At 63.5% G+C, this 19,307-nt stretch carries 18 protein-coding genes; 4 read left to right on the top strand and 14 right to left on the bottom strand.

Translation table 11 applies throughout. The annotated features are described in order from the left end of the window. Nucleotides 1–28: 28 nt before the first annotated feature. From MESCI2_RS0131980 to MESCI2_RS0131990, 3 genes are read left to right on the top strand one after another with little or no spacing between them, the layout of a single operon-like run. Nucleotides 29–1,507, top strand: coding sequence for a mannitol dehydrogenase family protein (locus MESCI2_RS0131980; protein ID WP_027040049.1), 1,479 nt, complete (start codon nucleotides 29–31; stop codon nucleotides 1,505–1,507). 15 nt (nucleotides 1,508–1,522) lie between these two features. Further along, the gene (locus MESCI2_RS0131985; RefSeq protein ID WP_027040050.1) at nucleotides 1,523–2,206 is read left to right on the top strand and encodes an HAD family hydrolase; all 684 of its coding nucleotides are present in this window, start codon (nucleotides 1,523–1,525) and stop codon (nucleotides 2,204–2,206) included. Then, a complete protein-coding gene (locus MESCI2_RS0131990) occupies nucleotides 2,203–3,789 on the top strand; it encodes an FGGY-family carbohydrate kinase (protein ID WP_027040051.1) in 1,587 nt (528 codons plus the stop codon). Before MESCI2_RS0131985 ends, MESCI2_RS0131990 begins: the two co-directional genes overlap by 4 nt. Here MESCI2_RS0131990 and MESCI2_RS0131995 read toward each other — a convergent pair. The 6 genes from MESCI2_RS0131995 to MESCI2_RS0132020 all read right to left on the bottom strand — a co-directional run bounded on the left by MESCI2_RS0131995 (nucleotide 3,786) and on the right by MESCI2_RS0132020 (nucleotide 10,225). Further along, entirely contained in the window at nucleotides 3,786–4,877 is a 1,092-nt protein-coding gene (locus tag MESCI2_RS0131995; protein WP_027040052.1) for an ABC transporter ATP-binding protein, read from the bottom strand. The two genes, MESCI2_RS0131990 and MESCI2_RS0131995, sit on opposite strands and share 4 nt — an antisense overlap. A gap of 7 nt (nucleotides 4,878–4,884) precedes the next feature. Beyond that, nucleotides 4,885–5,931: an NAD(P)-dependent alcohol dehydrogenase gene (locus MESCI2_RS0132000; RefSeq protein WP_027040053.1), complete on the bottom strand. Its 1,047-nt coding sequence runs from the start codon at nucleotides 5,929–5,931 to the stop codon at nucleotides 4,885–4,887. 15 nt (nucleotides 5,932–5,946) lie between these two features. After that, a complete protein-coding gene (locus MESCI2_RS0132005; protein WP_027040054.1) occupies nucleotides 5,947–6,759 on the bottom strand; it encodes a carbohydrate ABC transporter permease in 813 nt (270 codons plus the stop codon). Between the two features lie 11 nt (nucleotides 6,760–6,770). Continuing rightward, nucleotides 6,771–7,637, bottom strand: coding sequence for a carbohydrate ABC transporter permease (locus MESCI2_RS0132010; protein ID WP_027040055.1), 867 nt, complete (start codon nucleotides 7,635–7,637; stop codon nucleotides 6,771–6,773). A gap of 158 nt (nucleotides 7,638–7,795) precedes the next feature. Then, complete coding sequence (locus MESCI2_RS0132015; protein WP_032901441.1) at nucleotides 7,796–9,067, bottom strand: ABC transporter substrate-binding protein; 1,272 nt, start codon at nucleotides 9,065–9,067, stop codon at nucleotides 7,796–7,798. Nucleotides 9,068–9,307: 240 nt separating this feature from the next. Further along, nucleotides 9,308–10,225, bottom strand: a complete 918-nt coding sequence (locus MESCI2_RS0132020; protein WP_032901442.1) for an AraC family transcriptional regulator — start codon at nucleotides 10,223–10,225, stop codon at nucleotides 9,308–9,310. 273 nt (nucleotides 10,226–10,498) lie between these two features. On the opposite strand from MESCI2_RS0132020, the gene MESCI2_RS0132025 reads away from it, so the two are divergent. Then, nucleotides 10,499–11,902, top strand: a complete 1,404-nt coding sequence (locus MESCI2_RS0132025; RefSeq protein WP_027040058.1) for an MATE family efflux transporter — start codon at nucleotides 10,499–10,501, stop codon at nucleotides 11,900–11,902. Between the two features lie 60 nt (nucleotides 11,903–11,962). Here MESCI2_RS0132025 and MESCI2_RS0132030 read toward each other — a convergent pair whose 3' ends face one another. The 8 genes from MESCI2_RS0132030 to MESCI2_RS0132065 form a co-directional block, all read right to left on the bottom strand. Then, nucleotides 11,963–12,544 carry a cupin domain-containing protein gene (locus tag MESCI2_RS0132030; protein ID WP_027040059.1) on the bottom strand — a complete coding sequence of 194 codons (582 nt, stop codon included), beginning with the start codon at nucleotides 12,542–12,544 and terminating at the stop codon, nucleotides 11,963–11,965. A gap of 1 nt (nucleotide 12,545) precedes the next feature. Next, nucleotides 12,546–13,802 carry a cysteine desulfurase-like protein gene (locus MESCI2_RS0132035; protein ID WP_027040060.1) on the bottom strand — a complete coding sequence of 419 codons (1,257 nt, stop codon included), beginning with the start codon at nucleotides 13,800–13,802 and terminating at the stop codon, nucleotides 12,546–12,548. A gap of 70 nt (nucleotides 13,803–13,872) precedes the next feature. Continuing rightward, entirely contained in the window at nucleotides 13,873–14,631 is a 759-nt protein-coding gene (locus MESCI2_RS0132040) for a cyclase family protein (RefSeq protein WP_027040061.1), read from the bottom strand. 2 nt (nucleotides 14,632–14,633) lie between these two features. Beyond that, on the bottom strand, nucleotides 14,634–15,812 hold the full coding sequence (locus MESCI2_RS0132045; RefSeq protein WP_027040062.1) for an ABC transporter substrate-binding protein: 1,179 nt from the start codon (nucleotides 15,810–15,812) through the stop codon (nucleotides 14,634–14,636). Next, nucleotides 15,809–16,858: a branched-chain amino acid ABC transporter permease gene (locus tag MESCI2_RS0132050; RefSeq protein ID WP_027040063.1), complete on the bottom strand. Its 1,050-nt coding sequence runs from the start codon at nucleotides 16,856–16,858 to the stop codon at nucleotides 15,809–15,811. Before MESCI2_RS0132050 ends, MESCI2_RS0132045 begins: the two co-directional genes overlap by 4 nt. Then, the gene (locus MESCI2_RS0132055) at nucleotides 16,855–17,757 is read right to left on the bottom strand and encodes a branched-chain amino acid ABC transporter permease (RefSeq protein ID WP_013528427.1); all 903 of its coding nucleotides are present in this window, start codon (nucleotides 17,755–17,757) and stop codon (nucleotides 16,855–16,857) included. The genes MESCI2_RS0132050 and MESCI2_RS0132055 overlap by 4 nt, the downstream gene beginning before the upstream one ends. Next, a complete protein-coding gene (locus tag MESCI2_RS0132060; protein WP_081738954.1) occupies nucleotides 17,754–18,485 on the bottom strand; it encodes an ABC transporter ATP-binding protein in 732 nt (243 codons plus the stop codon). Before MESCI2_RS0132060 ends, MESCI2_RS0132055 begins: the two co-directional genes overlap by 4 nt. Beyond that, nucleotides 18,472–19,251, bottom strand: a complete 780-nt coding sequence (locus tag MESCI2_RS0132065; RefSeq protein WP_050596724.1) for an ABC transporter ATP-binding protein — start codon at nucleotides 19,249–19,251, stop codon at nucleotides 18,472–18,474. The genes MESCI2_RS0132060 and MESCI2_RS0132065 overlap by 14 nt, the downstream gene beginning before the upstream one ends. Nucleotides 19,252–19,307: the final 56 nt, after the last annotated feature.

A 19,307-nucleotide genomic window follows, 5' to 3' on the forward strand; every position in this document is an offset into this window, starting at 1 on the left:
GCCGTAGCCCGGCCAAAGGGTAAAACAGATGACCGTGAAACTCTCGTCCTCTAACCTCTCCAAGCTGCCCGCCAACGTCGCAGGTCCGAAGTATGACCGCGCGACGCTGAAGGCCGGCATCGTGCATTTCGGCGTCGGCAATTTCCATCGCTCGCATCAGGCCGTCTATCTCGACGATCTGTTCAATGCGGGCATCGGCCACGACTGGGCGCTGATCGGCGCCGGCGTGTTCGACGGTGAAAAGATCGGCCGCGGCAAACTGGAAGAGCAGGACTGGCTGACCACGGTGGTCGAGCAGGACAGCGGCCATATGAGCGCACGCGTCACTGGCGCCATGATCGAGTTCCTGATGCCCGGCGATGCGGCCGGCATCATCGAACGGCTGGCCGACCCGGCAATCAAGATCGTTTCGCTGACCATCACCGAAGGCGGTTATTTCATCGATCCGGCATCCGGCGTGTTCAACCCGACCCATCCCGACATCGTCGCCGATGCGCAGCCCGGCGCCACGCCGAAGACGGTGTTCGGCATCATCCTTGCCGGGCTGGTGCGCCGCCGCGACGAAGGCACCGTGCCGTTCACGGTCATGTCGTGCGACAACATTCCCCACAACGGCCATGTCACCTCTGACGGCGTCATCGGCCTGGCCCGGCTGATCGACGAGGATCTGGCGAACTGGGTCGGCGAGCATGTCGCCTTTCCGAACGGTATGGTCGATCGCATCACGCCGGCCACCACCGACCGCGAACGCGGTATCCTCGCCAAGGATTTTGGCCTCGAGGACAACTGGCCGGTGTTCTGCGAGCCGTTCCGGCAGTGGGTGCTGGAGGACCATTTCACCGATGGCCGGCCGCCGTTGGAAAAGGTCGGCGTGCAGTTCGTTAAAGACGTTGCGCCCTATGAACTGATGAAGATCCGCATCCTCAATGGCGGCCACGCGACGATTGCCTATCCGGCCGGCCTGATGGACATCCATTTTGTACATGAGGCGATGCAGGAGCCGCTGGTGAGCGGTTTTCTGGCCAAGCTCGAACGGGACGAAATCATTCCGACGGTGCCGCCGGTGCCGGACACGGTTCTGGAAGACTATTACCAACTCATCGAGAGCCGCTTTTCCAATCCCAAGATCGGCGACACGGTGCGCCGGCTCTGCCTCGACGGCTCCAACCGCCAGCCGAAATTCATCATCCCGACCATCGCCGACCGGCTGAAGGCCGGGAAAAGCGTCGCCGGCCTGGCGCTGGAATCGGCATTGTGGTGCCGCTACTGCTTCGGCACGACGGACAGCGGCGCCGTCATCGAGCCCAACGACCCGAGCTGGGGCCGGCTGCAGGCAACGGCAAAAGCGGCAAAGGATGCCCCCGCCACCTGGCTTGCGATGGAGGACATCTATGGCGATGTCGGCCGCGCAACGGCGTTTGTCGAGGCCTTTGCCCATGCGCTCAACGTGCTGTGGGAGAATGGCGCGCGCGCGACGCTGACGCGCTACCTCGCCGGCAAGCTCTGAGAGCCAGTCGCCGCCATGACGCCTGAACTGGTCATCTTCGACTGCGATGGCGTGCTGGTCGATAGCGAGGCGCTGTCCGTCTCGGCGCTGCTCGGCATGGTCAAACTTGCCGGCGGCAGCGTCAGTGAGGATGCCGCCTACGAGCATTTCCTCGGCAAGAGCATGAAAAGCGTGCGCGAGATCCTCGGCCGCGACTTCGGGCTCGATATCACCGACCTGCACCTGACCGAGATGCGCGTCGAATTGATGCGCAAATTCCGCGAGGAGCTGAAGCCGATCGCCGGCGTCAGGAAGATGCTGCCCAAGCTTGGGCTGCCGTACTGTGTCGCGTCCTCAGGCACGCTCGACCGCATCCGCTACGCGCTCGACGTCACCGGATTGCTTGGGCTGATGGAGCCAAATCTGTTCAGTGCCACCATGGTGGCCAAGGGAAAGCCGGCGCCGGATCTGTTCCTGCATGCCGCCGCCAGCATGCGGGCCCATCCGCGCAAATGCCTCGTCGTCGAGGACAGCCCGGCCGGTATCGCTGCCGCGCGGGCGGCGGGCATGCGGGTGTTCGCCTTCACCGGCGGCGCGCATGCCGGCAACCCAACCTTGAAAGCGCGGCTTGCGTCGAGTGAACCGGACTTTATATTCGCTGACATGCTGCAATTGCCCGATCTGATTGCAGGCCTGGGAGCGAGAGACAGAGCATCTTGACGAAACAGTTTGTCTGCGCGGTCGATGTCGGCACCGGGAGCGCTCGCGCGGGCATTCTCGACACCAGTGGCACCTTGCTCGGCCGCGCCGAGCGGCCGATTGCCATGAACCGGCCGAGGCCCGATCACGCCGAGCATGATTCGCGCGATATCTGGTCGGCCGTCTGCACCGCCGTGCGCGCTGCCCGCGAAAAAGCCGGTGTCGGCCCTGAGGACATTGTCGGCATCTCCTTCGATGCCACCTGTTCGCTGGTGGTGCGCGACCGGCAAGGCAGCCAGCTCAGTGTCTCGGTCACGGGCGACAAGCGCTGGGACACCGTCGTCTGGCTCGACCACCGCGCCATCGCCGAGGCCGACGAATGCACGGCAAGCGGCCACGCCGTGCTGAATTACATCGGCGGCGTCATGTCGCCGGAAATGGCGACGCCGAAATTGATGTGGCTGAAGCGCAATTTGCCGCAGACGTGGAATGAAGCCGGCTATTTATTCGACCTGACCGATTTCCTGACCTGGCAAGCGACGGATTCGCTGGCCCGCTCGCAATGCACGCTGACCGCCAAATGGACCTATCTGGCGCATGAGGAAACAGGCTGGCGGCGCGATTTCTTCGAACTCGTCGGCCTCGGCGATCTTTTCGAGCACGGCAACCTGCCGGACAAAGCCAGTCCCGTCGGCACCGATATCGGCCGCCTGACGGCGCTAGCGGCGGCCGAGCTTGGCTTGAGCGAAAAATGCCGGGTCGGCTCCGGCGTCATCGATGCCTATGCCGGCGCGCTTGGCGTGCTCGGCGGCTTTGCCGACGTCGAACAGGATATCGGCCGGCATTTGGCGCTGATCGCCGGCACGTCGAGCTGCGTCATGGCGATGTCGCCCGATCCACAGCCCTTCGCCGGCGTCTGGGGGCCGTATTACGGCGCGGCGCTGCCCAGGCTGTGGCTGTCGGAAGGCGGCCAGTCGGCGACCGGCGCCCTGCTCGACCACATCATCCGCTGGCACGGCGCCGGCGGCGAGCCGGATGCCGCCATGCATGCGAAGATCGCCAGGCGTGTCGCCGAGCTGCGCGCCACCGAGGGCGACAACCTCGCCGCAAGGCTGCATGTGCTGCCCGACTTTCACGGCAACCGCTCACCGCTCGCCGATCCGCATGCCGTCGGCGTCGTCAGCGGGCTGACGCTGGACTCCTCCTTCGACAGCCTGTGCAAGCTCTACTGGCGCACCGCCGTCGGCATCGCGCTTGGCGTGCGCCACGTGCTGGAGGCGCTGAACGAGAACGGTTATCTCATCGACACGCTGCACGTCACCGGCGGCCACACCAAGAACCCGCTGCTGATGGAGCTCTACGCCGACGCCACCGGCTGCACGGTGGTCGAGCCGCTGGCCGACGAGGCGGTGCTGCTCGGCACCGGCATGATCGCGGCCACCGCGGCCGGGCTGTTTCCCGACCTCAACGCGGCCTGTCTTGCCATGCAGCAAGGCGGCAGGACGCGCCCGTCGAACCCGAAATCATCAGGGCGTTTCGACCGCGATTACAAGGTTTTCCTCGAGATGCACCGTCAGCGGCAAATGCTGGACGCGATCCGTTAGAGCGACTGCCTCAGCAGGGACATGCCCGACTTGGCATCGAACAGATGCATGCTCTGTTCGTCGACCGTGTAGCGGACATGGCTGTTGACGGCAGGGCATTCGCGGGTTGGCACCAGCGCGCTGATCTCCTTGCCGCCGGAACCGAAGATCACCAGCGCGTCATTGCCATGAAACTCGATGAGATCGGCCGTGCCTTCCAGAAGGCTGTCGGCTTTGGCGCCGGCGGTCTTCAGGTCCGGAGGCCGGATACCAAGCACCGCACGCTCGCCTTGCTGAAGCTTGAAGCGTGAGCCATCGATGGTGAAGACGGTTCCGGCACTGGTCAGTGTCCAACCGTTGCCCTTGCAGTCGACAGTGACGTCGATGAAATTCATGTTGGGCGTTCCGATGAATCCGGCGACGAACAGATTGCCCGGCCGCTCGTAGATTTCCGCCGGCGAGCCTATCTGCTCGATCCTGCCGTCGCGCAGCAGCACGATGCGGTCGGCGAGCGTCATCGCCTCCAACTGGTCGTGGGTGACGTAGACGGTGGTGGTCTTCAACGACTGGTGCAGCCGGGCGATCTCGATGCGCATGTGGTTGCGTAGCTTGGCATCCAGATTGGACAGCGGCTCGTCGAACAGGAACACTTTCGGTGTCTTGATCATGGCGCGGGCAATGGCGACGCGCTGCTGCTGGCCGCCGGACAGTTCGGCCGGCTTGCGGCCGAGATAGGGATCCAGCCCCAATGTCTTGGAGACCGCCTCGACGCGCTTTTGTATCTCGGCCTTCGCCACTTTCTGCCGCTTCAGGCCGAAGGCGATGTTGTCGAAGATCGTCATATGCGGATAGAGCGCGTAGTTCTGGAACACCATGGCAATGCCGCGGTCGCCGGGGTCGAGGTCGTTGACCACCTTGCCGCCGATCGAGACCTCACCGCCGCTGATGTCTTCCAGCCCCGCCAGCATGCGCAGCAAGGTCGACTTGCCGCACCCGGAAGGACCAAGGAAGACTACGAATTCATGTTCCTCGATGGCGAGGTTCAGGTCGCGGATGACGGTCGTGGCGCCATAGGATTTCTCGACATGGGAGCAGGTAATCGCGGACATGGTTGGGTCAACCCTTCTCGCTCGAAATCAGGATCTGCAGCTTGACGTCTTCCGGCTTGCCCGCGGCCGCCCGCTCGAATGCCTCGATGCTGTCGTCGAAAGGATAGGTGCCGGTGATCAGCGGGTTGAGGTCGACCTTGCCGGAGGCGATCAGTTGCAGGGCGCGGTCGAAGATGTTGGCGTAGCGGAACACCGTTTCGATGCGCACTTCCTTCGATATCGCCGCCGGCACGTTGAGCGCCACCGGCTCGACCGGCAGCCCGACGAGGACCACCGCGCCGCCAGGGCGTACGACATCGAACAGGTTGGCGAACGCCTTCGGGCTGCCGCTGGCCTCGAAGACGATATCGGCTCCCCAATGGTCGGTCGCCTCCGCCACCGCATCGACCAGCGATTGCTCGCCGATGTTGACCGGGACGACACCGGGATAGCGCGCCGCAATTTCGAGCTTTGGCGCGGAGAAGTCCGAAATCAGCACCTTCGAACAGCCGCCGGCAAGGGCTGCCAGCGCGATCATGATGCCGATCGGGCCGCAGCCGACGACGACCGCCACGTCGCCCGGAACGATGCGCGCACGGGCGGCAGCCTGCATGCCGATGGCAAAGGGTTCGACCATCGCCCCTTCGGCGAAGGAGACATTGTCCGGCAGCCTGTAGGTGAACGCGGCCGGATGGACGGCTTGCGGCGCAAGGATGCCATGAACCGGCGGCGTCGCCCAGAAGCTCACATCGGGGTCGACATTGTAGATGCCGAGTTTTGTTGCCCGCGATGACAGGTTCGGCACGCCCGGCTCCATGCAGACGCGATCCCCGACCTTCAGCGTCCTGACATTGGCGCCAATTTCGACGATTGTTCCCGACGCTTCGTGGCCAAGCACCATCGGCGCGCGCACAACGTAACTGCCGATGGCGCCATGGGTGTAGTAGTGCACGTCGCTGCCGCAGACACCGACCGTGTGGATGGCGATCCTGACGTCGTCCGGCCCGACATTGAGCGGCAACGCAATCTCGCGCAGGGCCAGCTCGCCCTTTTTCTCAAGAACCAAAGCCCGCATCGTGTCGTCCTCACTTCAAGTCTTTTTCTGCCGGAAAACGGAATTCAGGAACCCGCTGAGCACGCCGAGAAACAAAAGGGGTGGCAGCGACAAAAGCACGACCGAGGCGTTCAGGATGCCCCACGGCACGTTCATGCCTTGCTGGGACAGTTCCGAGGCGACGATCGGCAAGGTCTTGGCGTTGGAGCTGGACAGCATCAGCGCGATCAGGAATTCGTTCCAGACCAGCACGAAGCTGAAGGCAACCGCACCGATCAGCGAACGCGCGGCGACCGGCAATGCGATCCGCCAGAACACCGAATAGGCGCCGTAGCCATCGACGAAGGCGGCTTCCTCGACCTCCTTCGGCACGGCCTGGAAGGCGGGGATGGCCAGCCACATGATCACCGAGATGGTGAGCAGGGAATAGGTGACGATGAGCGCGGCGAGCGTGTCGTAAAGCCCGAGCTGCAGCCAGATCACCATCAGCGGGATGGCCACCGCCACGGGTGGCAGGAAGCGCAGCGACAGCACGAAGAACTGGATGTCGCCGGCCCAGCGGTTGGGATAGCGCGCCACCGCATAAGCGGCAGGCAGGCCAAGCACCACGCCGATCAGCACCGCGACGCCGCAGGCGATCACCGAGTTGTAAAGGCCGGTCATGACGCTGTCGCGGCCGATAATGTAGCTGATGTTGGCCAGCGTCGGCGTGAACACCACGCGCGGAACGCGGGTGATGATGTCGACATTGTTCTTCAGCGAATTGAGCGCCGTCCACAGCAGCGGAAACACGGCCATGAAGCCGGCAAATGCCAGCACGGTCTTGCCGATCAGGCGGCCCGGTCTCATACGATATGGTCTCATGCCTGCACCCGCTTCCACAGCATGGTGAAGGTGATGACGGTGGCGATCATCATCAGCACGGCCATCGCCGAGGCATAGGAGACCTTGCCGGACTCGATGAAGCCTTGCGAGAACGCGTACATGTCGAGGGTTTCGGTCGCCACGCCCGGCCCGCCGCGGGTCATCACATAGATCAGGTCGAAGGAGCGCAGCGACTCGATCATCTTGACGAACATCAGGCTGATGAGCGGCGCCTTCAGCATCGGCAAGGTGACATAGGCGTGGATCTGCCAGCGCCTGGCGTGATCGAGCCGTGCCGCCTCGATCGGCTGCGGCGGCAAGGTCTCCAGCAGCTTCAGCACGATGACGGCGAAGAACAGCCCCCATTGCCAGACATCGACGGAAGCGACGGCGAACAATGCCGTCGCCGGCTTGGACAGCGGGTCGAAGATCAGCCCGCCGGTCAGCAGCCGATAGGGGTAGGTGGCGATGCCGTAGAGCGGATGATAGGCGAACTTCCAGACGAAGGCGGCCGAAACACGCGGCAGCAGAACCGGGATAATGAACAGCAGGCAGTAGATGTTGCGCAGGCGCGGCGACGCGACCTCGAACATCAGCACGCCGAGGCCAATCGCCACGGCCATCGTCGCGACAACGGTGACAACCTCCCATTTCACCGACACCCAGACAGCGTTGAGAAAGCGGCGGTCGAAGAACAGGTCGACGAAATTCGAGAACCAGACATAGGAATAGGCCGTCGAGGAGAGCTCACGGTTCTGCAGGGCGATGACGATCGCGTAGAGCGTCGGCACCATCGACAGGATTAGAAGAATGACCAGTGTCGGCACGACGAATGTGACCGGCAAGGATGAGCGTCGCGGCATCTGTCTATCCCTGGCTGCGTCTCGAGCGATTGAACATGACTGGCCTTTTCGCGCGATGTGCGGCTCGAACGGCGGTGGTGAGAAAGGGAGACCCGCGGCGCACAGGTCCCGGCACTCGCTTGAATGCCGCGGACCGTGCGCCGCAGGGGGAGGATGGCTTATTTTTTTACCAGCTCGTTGGCATAGGCTTCGAGCTCGTTGAGGCCGCCCTTGATATCGGTGCGGGTGCCGGTGACCAGTTCCTCGAGGATGATGCCCCAGCGGTCGCCAAGATCCGGCCAGCGCGGATCCTGCCAGAAATTGACCGCCGTGACCTTGCCTGTCTCGGCCAGCGCCTGGCCGAGATCGGCGCCGTAGATGTCGGCAAATTCCTTGCTGGACAGGATGCTGGTGCGGTTCAGCTCACCGAACTGGTGGGCGTCGAGCCGGCGCTTCTCGTTTTCCTTCGATGTCGCCCAGGCGATGAACAGGCCGGCGCATTTCTTCGAAGCATCGTCGGCATTGGCCTTTGCCGCGATGGCAAGGCCATGGCCGTAGCCACCGCCGGTGAGCGGCGCCGGCGGCGGCAGGAAGCCGATCTTGCCGACCACCTGCGAGGTCTTGGGATCGACCGCCATGCCCGACAGCGGCGTCGATTCGACGAGGATGGCGACCTGGCCAGACAGGAAGGCGCCGGTCGATTCGTCCCAGCTACCGGTCTGCGTGCCGGGTGCCGAGTCCTTGAACAGCTTCAGGTAGGTTTCGGTCGCCTTGACGGCGGCATCCGAGTTGAAGGCCGGCTTGTCGCCATCGAACCACTGGCCGCCATAGGCCTTGAAGAACGGCATCCAGCGCCAGACATTGGCGCCCGAACCGCGTGCGCCGCGCAGGGCGATGCCATATATGCCCTTGTCCGGATTGGTCAGCTTCGGCACGTCGGCGATCAGTTCGTCCAGCGTCTTCGGCGGCTGGATGCCGGCCGCCTCCAGAATGTCCTTGCGGTAGACCATCAAATCGCCGCCGCCGGTCAGCGGCGCGAACCAGACCTTGCGGTCATAGGTGGCGACCTTCTGACGGCCCGGGTCGAAATCGGCATAGTCGTAGTCCGCCGGATAATAGTCGGTGAGCGGCACGATCCATTTCGAGGAAGCAAACAGCGCCACGTTGGCTTCGTCGACATAGTAGACATTGTAGTTGCCGACGGTGGACGCATCGGCGCGTGATTTCGCCCGGCGGTCGTTCTCGTTTAGATAATCGATCTGGAAGCTGGCGCCACTCAACTTCTGGAACTCGTCCTTGGAGTCCTCCAGAAGCGTCAGGCCGTCGCGTGGCTGCGCCAGCACCTTGACCGGCGCCGAGCAGACCGGCGCCTGCGCCAGAGCGATGGTGGAAACGGTAGCGGAAAGCATAAAAGCTGCGCCAAGGCTGGCAGCAAGCCGAATTGGTTTCATGATCTTTTCTCCTCCAGGAACATTCGCAGAAAGCGGAAGTCCTCGGGTTACGCGATCCTCACCATCGCCCGAGTGACGTGCCACCCATCGCCAAGATGCGGAGTTGCAGCGGGCCGCGCTAGAAGCCTCGTTGCAGCAGACCTGTACTTTTATGCATTGTGCAGCGCAAAAACTGGCACCCAAATACGTCGCCTGTCACGTGAGTATCGATCGAGCTTGAAACGGTGGTTTAGGACTTGCTTATGCGCGTAATGTCAAACGCTGCCGCGACAGTCGTCGATAGGACGATGGCGTCATCCTGTGCTTGCGCATGAACGCCCGGTTGAAGTTCGAGATGTTCATGTAGCCTACCTGAAAACAGATGTCGGTGATCGGAATGTCGGTGTCCGCCAGCAGCTTGCAGGCCTGCCACAGCCTGAGCTTGGCAAGGTGGTCGCTGAAGCTGTTGCCGGTGTTCTTCTGGAAGAACCGCGAAAACGTGCTCTCCGTCATTCCGGCCAGTTCCGCCACCTCCGGCAGCTTCAGGTCTTCGGCGAAATGCTGGAACAGATAGGTCAGCGTGCGCTGGATGATGTCCAGCGAGGCGGCATCGAGAACCGGCGAGAAATCCGGTGACGACAACAATTCATATTCGTCCGTTCTGGCGAGAAGGTCGACGAGGTTCAGGAACAGGCAGAACCTGCTTAGCCCGCTAACCTCGCCCATCCGCTCCATCAGCTCGGCGCCTTCCAATGCGGTCTGGCCGTGAAAGACCATCCCGTGCAGCGAGCGTTCGAGAAACGGTTCCAGTTCGCGCAATTCCGGCAACAAGCCTGCCGACCCGCGCAGCCTCTGCGCATCGAACTGCAGGACAATGTCGCGGCCTTCGATCAGCTCTCCCGGCTGTACCGCGGTCACCCAATCATGCGGAAGCCCGCCGCCGACGATGGTCAGGTAGCCCGGTCCGAACTCGCCGATGTGATCGCCGACCAGAACCACGCCGGAGGATTTTCGCAGCAGATGGATCTCGTATTCCGGATGGAAGTTCCAGACATTGCGCTCCCACGGATAGTCGTCGAGCCGCCACAGGAAACTGTCGTTCGCTTCGGTGACGATGTGCTCGAAGGCCGGGGCCGTGCGCGGGATCGCGGCCGTGTTCTTTCTGCGCCTGAACTGCATCCTGCCTCCTGGCAAACTCGGAATCCGTCGTCGCACCTCGTCTTTCATGCAATCCGTAGCAGCCCGTTGCCCGCATGTGAAATGCGCCTCGGCGGCGAGCATTCACGGTTCGAGTGTTCCCGGCTGGCTCAATCCGTTCCCTTCCCTCGTCTCTTGCCTTCATGTCGCGTTTCGTCCAGAAGCTGCCGCAAACGCCGCGAAACCGAAGGTTTTGCCGTTTGACATGCGGCTTCCGGCTCTGGCCGACGTGCCGTAGCTGGAAAGAGCGGAACAATGTCTGCGATCGAAGCCGGCGCTCGCGCGCCGGAAAATCTTTGGCGTCAGGAAATCAGGGCGACGCTGGCGCTCGCCTGGCCGATGGTGCTGACCAATCTCGGCCAGACCGCGATGACGGCCACCGACGTCATGATGATGGGTCGTCTGGGCCCGGATACACTGGCCAGCGGCGCGCTTGGCGCCAACCTTTATTTCATGCCGCTGATCTTCGGCCTCGGCCTGATGCTGGCGACCTCGCCGATGATCGCTACCGAGCTTGGCCGCCGCCGATATTCGGTGCGCGATCTGCGCCGCACCGTGCGCCAGGGCCTGTGGCTGGCGATCCTGATCTCGATCCCGATCTGGCTCGTGCTTTGGCACGGCGAAGGCATTCTATTGGCCATGGGCCAGGAACCGGCGCTCGCCCGTCAGGCCGGCATCTATCTGCGCTGGCTCGAATGGGCGGTGCTGCCGTTCTACGGCTATATCGTGCTGCGCTCGTTCATCTCGGCGCTGGAACGGCCGGGCTGGGCGCTGGTCATCGTCTTCGTCGCCGTCGCCTGCAACGTCTTCTTCAACTGGGTGTTCATGTTCGGCAATCTCGGCGTGCCGGCAATGGGCATTGCCGGGTCAGGCCTTGCCACCTCGCTGTCGAGCACGCTGATGTTCGTCGGCATGGCTGCCGTGGTGATGCTGGAGAAGACGTTCCGCCGCTACCGGCTATTCGGGCGCTTCTGGCGGTCCGACTGGCCGCGCTTCAAGGGTCTGCTGCGGCTCGGCATGCCGATTGCCGGCATCCTCGCCTTCGAGGTGACGATCTTCAATGCGGCAGCGCTGCTGATGGGCCTGATCGACGCGGATTCGCTGGCCGCGCACGCGATCGCCATCCAGATCGCCTCGATCAGCTTCATGGTGCCGCTCGGCCTCAACCAGGCGGTGACGGTGCGCGTCGGCCTTGCGCACGGCGCCGGCAATCCGGAAGGCGTTTCGCGCGCCGGCTGGACCGCTTTCGTCATCGGTGTCTCGTTCATGGCGCTGATGGGGCTGGTGATGATCCTGTGGCCGCATCCGCTGATCAGCGCCTTCATCGATCTGGGCAATCCGGCCAATGCCAGGGTAATCGAACTTGCCGTGTCGTTCCTGGTCTTCGCGGCGCTGTTCCAGGTCTTCGACGGCGCGCAGGCGGTGGCCGCCGGCATGCTGCGCGGCCTGCACGACACCAAGGTGCCGATGATCTATGCCGCGATCGGCTATTGGGGCGTCGGCCTGCCGCTCGGCGTGCTGCTCGCCTTCCATTTCGGCCTGCATGGCGTCGGCATCTGGATCGGCCTGTCGACGGGGCTGGCGGTGGTGGCCGCGCTGCTGCTGGCGCGCTGGCTGCGGCGCGATCGACTGGCGCCGCCGCTCGCGTTCGGGCATTGAAACAGGACGGTTGGGCTCGGCGGCTGTTGTCCTCGAAATCCGGCACCGCGATGGAGGCGGTCAGAATGTCGGCGGCGTGTTGACCCAGAGGATGCGGACCGTGGTCGAACCGATATTGCGGTAGCCGTGGCCGAGTTCGGAGTTGAAGTAGAACGCGTCGCCTGCCTCGAGCGCCACCACGTTCGCCTCGACCAGCAACTCGACGGAACCTTCGAGCACGTAGCCGAATTCCTGTCCCTTATGGCTGATCAACTCGGGGCTGCCGCCGCCGGCCTCGATCACGTGGACGTTGATCTGCAGCAGATATTCCGGACCGGACGGCACCAATTGCTCGAGCACGACATGGTTGCCCGAACGCCGATGTCCCGTCTCCATGTGCGGACGCTCGTTGTGCCGCAAAACGAACACCTCCGAGGCATTGTGCTGCAGCGTGCCGAACATCGCGTTCATGTTGATGCCCAGCGCCTGCACCAGCCGGTGCAGAGCCGCCATCGAGGGTGTCGCGCGGTCGTTTTCGATCTTCGAGAGATAACCCTCTGTCAGCCCGATGCGCGCGCCGAGCTCTTCCAGGCTGAGGCCAAGCACCTGTCTGGCATGGCGCAGCTTGACGCCGATCCTCGGGGTTCCGTTTTTGTCGCGCATGTCAGGTCCGCGTCTTCATCCAGTCCGCCAGCTTCGCCAACAGGAAATCGACTTCCGCCTCGGTGTTGTAATGGGCCAGCCCGATGCGGACGACGCCGTTGCGGTCCGCAAGCCCCAGCCGCTTGATTGGCTCCAAACCGTAATTGTGGCCGTGCCAGAGATAGATGCCTTCCTTTGCCATCGCCTTGGCGATATCGGCGGGATCGGTTCCGTCAACGGTGATCGACACGGTAGGCACCCGGCGCGCCAGCGCCGCCACATCTGATATACCCTGGATCAAGACGCCATCGATTCTGGACAATCCGGCAATCAGCCGCGCTGTCAGGACACGCTCATAGCGGTCGGCGACTTCAATGCCGGCGACGATGCGCTCGCGCCGCGTCGCCTGCGGGTGGACGTTGCCGAAGGACTGTCCGAGCCAGGCATAGTGCTCGACGGCGCCAAGCACCCCGGCAAGCGCCTCGCGGCTTGTCGTCCCCGTCTCGAATTTTCCAGGTGGCGTGTTCGAAGCCGCGCGCACTCTATAGGCGGTCAGCGCCTGCAGCAGATCGAAACGGCCCCACAACACCCCGTGATGCGGTCCGAAAAATTTGTAGGCCGAGCAAACCAGGAAATCACAGCCAATCTCCTGGACGTCGATCACCCCATGCGGCGCGAACTGCACCGCGTCGATATAGCTCAGCGCCCCGACCGCGCGTGCGCGCTGCGCAATCCGCTTGACGTCGTTAATCGTGCCGGTAACGTTGCTGGCATAGCCGACGGCGACCAGCTTGACCTGCTCGTCGATAGTGGCCTCCATCGTCGACAGGTCGAGTTCGAAGGTTTTTGGATCGAAGTCGATCCAGCGTACCTCAAGCCCGCGATCCTCCGCCAGCATCAGCCAGGGTGCAACGTTGGCGTCATGATCCATGCGCGTCAGCACGATGGCGTCGCCGGCGTTCAGATCGCGGCCGATGGCGCGCGAGACGGCGAAAGTCAGAGTTGTCATGTTCTGGCCGAACACCACCTCACGCCGGTCCGCGGCATTGAAGAAATCGGCCATCGCCTGATGCGCGTCGCCGACCATCGCCTGGGCCGCGAGTGAGGTTTCGAAATAGCCGCCAAGATTGGCGTTGGTCTCGATCATGGCACGCGTCATACGCTCGATCGAACGGCTCGCCATCTGGGTTCCCGCGGGATTGTCGAAGAAAATCCGCTTTTTCGGCTCGGCACCTCTCGCCATCGCCGGAAAAGCATCGCGGACTGTGTCTATATCCATGTCTGAATTCCGTGTCTGATGATCGTTGTGTGGCGGTCCCTAGACCGCCACCAGCTGCGGCTTCACGCGTTCAGCCGGCCGCTTCATGGATGGCGACAGCGCGAGCCGGGAAGCCGGATCCGGCCTTTGGCTTTGGCCAGCTTGCCATTATCAACGCACCGGCTTCAGGCACCTTGTCGAGATTGGCCAGGAGCTCGATCTGCCAGCAGTCGCGGGACAGCACATAGTATTCCAGGCTTGCGTCACCCGCGGAAGTGGCGCGGCCGGGATCGGTATCCATGCCCTCGTGCCCGATGGCAGCGACACCGCGGCGTTCCAGAAGTTCCTCCAGCACCGGCTTCGACCAGCCCGGCGCATGCGAGATACCGTCGGCCGACTTGTTCTGAAACGCCACCGGGTCTGGCCAGCGCGGCCACCACCCGGTGCGAAGTGCGACAAAACACTTTTCGGGGACACGGCCGTTCCGCGTCTCCCAAGCGGAAATGTCGTCGAGCGTCGGCGTCGCGTCGGGATCGGCGGCGACCCTGTCGCTGATGTCGAGGATGACCAACGGCAGAAGCATCTCCGCCACCGGCAGTTGGTCGATCGAGCGGCCGCCGTCGATGAAGTGCACCGGCGGATCGACATGGGTGCCCCACTGTCCGACGAAGGCGTAGTGGTGGACCTGGAAGGCGTCGCCCTTCGAAAAATCGAGCAACGCACGGCGCTCCTCGTCCGGGAAGGCCGGGAAATGCGGCTGGCCCGGATGAAACGCATGCGTCAGGTCGGTGAAGGTCGCGGCGGAGAGCCGCGACCTGTAGATGTCCCAAAGGGAACCCGGAGTGGACAAGATCACGGCTCCGCGACGAAGGTCGGTGCCGCTTCACTTGCCAGGACAAGCTTGCCGTCCTTGACACCGATGACCGAGACCGACTTGTCCGGCACCGAAATGCCTGGGCGGTAGGTGATCGTTCCGGTCACGCCGTCGAGCCCGGACGTAGCGGCCAGCGCGTCGCGGATCTTGGCCGGATCCGGCGCACCGGCACGCTTGATCGCGTCGGCCATCAGCTTGACCGAGTCGTAGCCGAGCGCAGCGAACGCGTTCTCCGGGGCATTGCCGGCCGACTTGGTGTAGGCGTCGATGAAGGCCTGCACTTTCGGGGTGGCGCCCTCACCGATATAGGCGTGGGTGGTGAAGTAGGTGTCCTTGGCCGCGTCGCCGCCGACCTGGATCAGCAAGGGCGTGTCGTAGCCGTCGCCGCCGACCACCGGCAGGTTGATGCCGGCCTGGCGCATCTGCTTCAAGATCAGGCCGATTTCCTCGGCATTCGACGAGGCATAGACGAAGTCGGGCTGCGGCGACAGCGCCTTCAGTTTGGCGATCTGCGCGGTAAAGGTCTTGTCGCCGATCTTGTAGGTGTCGCGCTCCAAAATCTTGCCCCCGCCATGCTCGTAGGCGGTGACGAAGTAGTCCGACAGCAGCGTTGTGTATTCGGTGCCGATGTCGGTGAGCAGGTAGGCGGTCTTGCCGTTCAGCTTGTTCAGCGCAAATTCCGCGCCAACCGCGGCCTGAACGTTGTCGCCGAAGGCGGCGAGGAAGATCTCGTTGCCGAGCTGGCTCGGCAATTTCGGCGAGGTCGCGCCGGGCGTGATGAACGGGATCTGCGCCTTCTGGACCTGCGGTCCGATGGCCAGCACCGAGTCGGAATCGGCGAAGCCGATGATGCCGACGACCTTGTCGCTGTCGATCAACTGGCTGGCGACGGTCGAGATCGTCGTCGAATCGCTCTTGGAGTCGTAGATCACCAGTTCTATCTGCTGGCCGAGCACGCCGCCGGCGGCGTTGATTTCGCTCGCTGCCAGCTTGGCGCCGTTCAGCATCGGACCGTCGAGCGAGGCCTGGATGCCGGTCAGGTTTGCCGGATAGCCGATCTTGATCGTGTCGGCAGCAAGTGCCGTGCTGGCCGAGGCAAGCGCGAAGAATGCGCCCAATCCCAGGCCGATGGTGCCGCGTCGAGTGAGTTTGATCATCGTTTTCGTTCCTCTGTCTGGTTCACCGTTGCCGATCTTTGGGTTAATCCGAACGTAAGTTCCCGGTCCCCCATGATCCCCTTCGGCCGGAAGATCATGACTAGAATGAAGATGAAGCCGAGCACGATCTGGCTGGCGCCAAACAGGGCCGGCACCGCAAAATCGCCGATCGTGAAGCCGCGTTCGACCGAGCGCAGGACCTCCGACAACAGCGAAACGCAGATGACGCCGACCACCGCGCCGGTCAGGGAGCCCATGCCGCCCAGCACCAGCATTGTGATCAGGCTCATCGTCAGCGCGAAGTAAAAGGTGTTCGGCGAAAACGAGCCGAGATAATGTGCGTAGAGCGACCCGCCGACGCCTGAGAAGAACGCGCCTATGACGAAGGCGATCAGTCTGGTCCGCAACACGCCGATTCCGACAGCGCTGGCCGCGATCGTGTCGTCGCGCACCGCCTTCATGGCGCGCCCGAAAGGCGAATAGACCAGGCGCGCCAGCACGAACACCGTGATGGCGAGCCAACCCATCACCCAGGGCAACGTCGTCTCCAGCGGCACGCCGGTGAACGTGCGGGCGCCTCGGGTGAAGTCCGACGCATTGATCAGCACCACGTTGACGATAATCAAGAATCCCATCGTCGCCACCGAAACGAAATAGCCCGACAGGCGCATCAAGGGGTAACCGACGACCACCGCAAGCAGTGCCGTCAGAAGACCTGCCACCAGCGTCGCCGGCAGGAAGGGGAGGCTGAAAGCATGCAGAAACGTCGGCAGATGCGGCAGCAGCGCCATCTTCTGCTGCACCGGGATCGACAGGATTCCCGAAATATACGCGCCGGCGCCGATGAAGCCGACATGACCGAGCGAAAACACGCCCGTAAAACCGTTGCTCAGCGACAGCGCCAGCACCAGGATAGCATTCAGCGCGATCAGCAGGATAATCCGGACGAAATAGTCGCTCAGCACGTGCGGTGCACCGAAAGCGACAGCTGCTCCCGCCACCAGGGCGACGAGGACGAGGAGTGTGATCCGCGCTTCCCGGCTCACAGCTTTATCTCCCGGTTTGGCTGGAGCAGCCCGCCCGGGCGCACCAGGAGGAAGGCGATCAGCACGGCGAAGACGATTGCGTCGCGATAGGACGAAACGCTGCTCGGCAGGAATGCGACGATGAAGATCTCCAGCGCGCCCAATATGTAGCCGCCGACCAGGGCGCCCGCGATCGACCCGAAACCGCCGATGATTGCCGCCACGAAAGCCTTCAGGAGCGGCGTGAAGCCCATCTGCGGCTGCACCACGCCGGCCTGTGCCGCCCACAGAATGCCGGCGAGGCCGGCATAGGCGGAGGCGACGATGAAGGCGACGATGATCAGCCGGTTGACGTTCAGACCGACAAGGTGTGCCGCCGACATGTCCTCAGCCGCGGCGCGCATGCCGAGCCCGGTCGTGGTGCGCGTGATGAACCAGCCGAGGAGCAGCAGCGACACGAAGGTCAGCGCGATGGTCAGGAGATTGATGCTGGTGAAGGTGATGGCGCCGTTCGACATTTCCCAGGAGGTGTTGAGAATATCGGGGAGTGGAAAATTGCGCGGCGAGGAGGTGAACACCAGGATGCCGACGTTCTCGATGATGTAGGTGACGGCGAGGCTGGTGAGCAGTCGCGCGACGTCGGGCGCGTCGCGGATCGGACGATAGGCGATGCGTTCGATAAGGAAGCCCGCGACGGCGGCCGCGGCGATGCCGCAGATCACGGCGACCGGGAACGGAACGCCGATGCCGACCAGCAAGGCAACCCCGAAGGCCCCTACCATCATGACGTCGCCATGCGCGAAATTGGTCAGCTTGAGCACGCCGAAGACGATCGACAGGCCGACCGCCACCAGTGCGTAGAGGCTGCCTAGGCTCACCGCATTGACGATCTGCTGCAGGATATAATCCAGTTGGGTCATGTTGCCGCCCCAAGATATGCCTGCGCCACGCGTTCGCTGTCGCGCAGTTCCGCGGACCGGCCCGACAGCGCCACCTGACCCGTGCGCAGCACATAGGCACGGTCGGCGAGGTCCAGCGCGAGCGTGATGTTCTGTTCCACCAGCAGCATCGTCATGCCCTGGCGCTTCAGTTCGGCAAGCGCGCTGAAGATATGGCGCACCAGCAGCGGCGCAACGCCGAGCGAAGGCTCGTCGAGCAGCAGCAGGCGCGGCGCCGCCATCAGCGCGCGCGCCAGAGCCAGCTGCTGCTGTTCGCCGCCCGACAGCGTGCCGGCCAGTTGCTTCAGCCGCTGCTTGAGAATCGGGAACAGCATGAACATGCGCTCGCTGTCTCTGACGACGGCCTCCTTGTCGGTGCGGGTGCAGGCGCCGAGCCGCAGATTGTCGGCCACCGTCAGGCCGCCGAACAGGCGCCTGCCCTCCGGGCTCTGCGCGATGCCCAGACTTACGATGCGCGACGGAGCGATACCTCCAATCGGCTTGCCATCGAAGATGATCTTGCCGCCGCGCGGCCGCGACAGGCCGGAAATGGTGCGCAAGGTCGTGCTCTTGCCGGCGCCGTTGGCCCCCACCAACGCCACCACCTCGCCGGCATGGACGTCGAGCGAAATGCCCTTCAGCGCACGCACCGCGCCGAAATTGACCTCGAGGTTCTCGACGCTGAGCAGCACGGGGCTAGGCGTGGCCAAGATACGCCTCCCGCACTTTCGGGTGTTCGCGCACCTGCTCCGGTGTTCCGACGCAGATCACCTCGCCAGTCGCCAGCACCTGGATGCGTTCGCACAGCGCCATGATCAGGTCCATGTCGTGCTCGACAACGACCACCGTTACGCCGTAGCGGTCACGGATCGTCCGGATCAGCGCTGCCAACACCTTGGTCTCGTTGGAATCAAGCCCGGCTGCGGGCTCATCGAGCAGCAGCAGTTGCGGGCCGGTCGCCAACGCACGCGCAATCTCCAGCCGCCGCTGATCGCCATAGGGAAGATCCGCGGCGACCCTGCCGGCCTGATCCGTCAGGCCCATGAGGTCGAGGAGTTCGTCGGCCTTCTGCCGCGTCGCGGCCACCCGCTCGCGATAGCGCCGACCGCGCAGCACGGTGTCGACGGAGCCGACAGGATGGCGCAACTGCGCCGCCGTCAGCACGTTCTGTGCGACGCTGAGGCTGCCGAACAGGCGAGAACCTTGAAAGGTGCGGGCAATGCCCATCGCGACGATCTGCGACGTGCGCAGGCCGACGATCGAACGGCCCTCCATCTCGATGCTACCGGAATTCGGCTGGGAGAAGCCGGTGATCAGGTTGAAAAGCGTGCTCTTACCCGAGCCATTCGGCCCGATTACCCCAACGATTTCACCTTCGTGGAGCTCGATGGAATGATCCCGCAGGGCAACCAGCCCTCGAAAGGCTTTTGTCAGCCCAACCGTCTTCAACAGCACTCGACTCGACTGTCTATCCACGCGCCGGTTTGCCCCTGTCCGCCCTCGCCGCCCCGTTCGGCCCGGTCAAGCATCAA

The sequence above is a fragment of the Mesorhizobium ciceri WSM4083 genome, assembly GCF_000519305.1.
Lineage (GTDB): Bacteria > Pseudomonadota > Alphaproteobacteria > Rhizobiales > Rhizobiaceae > Mesorhizobium > Mesorhizobium ciceri_B.

Bases quoted from the DNA above. Each gene is read 5' to 3' on its own strand.
- MESCI2_RS0131980 (WP_027040049.1), top strand. From the start codon at position 29: ATGACCGTGAAACTCTCGTCCTCTAACCTCTCCAAGCTGCCCGCCAAC.
- MESCI2_RS0131985 (WP_027040050.1), top strand. From the start codon at position 1,523: ATGACGCCTGAACTGGTCATCTTCGACTGCGATGGCGTGCTGGTCGAT.
- MESCI2_RS0131995 (WP_027040052.1), bottom strand. From the start codon at position 4,877: ATGTCCGCGATTACCTGCTCCCATGTCGAGAAATCCTATGGCGCCACG.
- MESCI2_RS0132000 (WP_027040053.1), bottom strand. From the start codon at position 5,931: ATGCGGGCTTTGGTTCTTGAGAAAAAGGGCGAGCTGGCCCTGCGCGAG.
- MESCI2_RS0132005 (WP_027040054.1), bottom strand. From the start codon at position 6,759: ATGAGACCGGGCCGCCTGATCGGCAAGACCGTGCTGGCATTTGCCGGC.
- MESCI2_RS0132010 (WP_027040055.1), bottom strand. From the start codon at position 7,637: ATGCCGCGACGCTCATCCTTGCCGGTCACATTCGTCGTGCCGACACTG.
- MESCI2_RS0132015 (WP_032901441.1), bottom strand. From the start codon at position 9,067: ATGAAACCAATTCGGCTTGCTGCCAGCCTTGGCGCAGCTTTTATGCTT.
- MESCI2_RS0132020 (WP_032901442.1), bottom strand. From the start codon at position 10,225: ATGCAGTTCAGGCGCAGAAAGAACACGGCCGCGATCCCGCGCACGGCC.
- MESCI2_RS0132025 (WP_027040058.1), top strand. From the start codon at position 10,499: ATGTCTGCGATCGAAGCCGGCGCTCGCGCGCCGGAAAATCTTTGGCGT.
- MESCI2_RS0132030 (WP_027040059.1), bottom strand. From the start codon at position 12,544: ATGCGCGACAAAAACGGAACCCCGAGGATCGGCGTCAAGCTGCGCCAT.
- MESCI2_RS0132035 (WP_027040060.1), bottom strand. From the start codon at position 13,802: ATGGATATAGACACAGTCCGCGATGCTTTTCCGGCGATGGCGAGAGGT.
- MESCI2_RS0132045 (WP_027040062.1), bottom strand. From the start codon at position 15,812: ATGATCAAACTCACTCGACGCGGCACCATCGGCCTGGGATTGGGCGCA.
- MESCI2_RS0132055 (WP_013528427.1), bottom strand. From the start codon at position 17,757: ATGACCCAACTGGATTATATCCTGCAGCAGATCGTCAATGCGGTGAGC.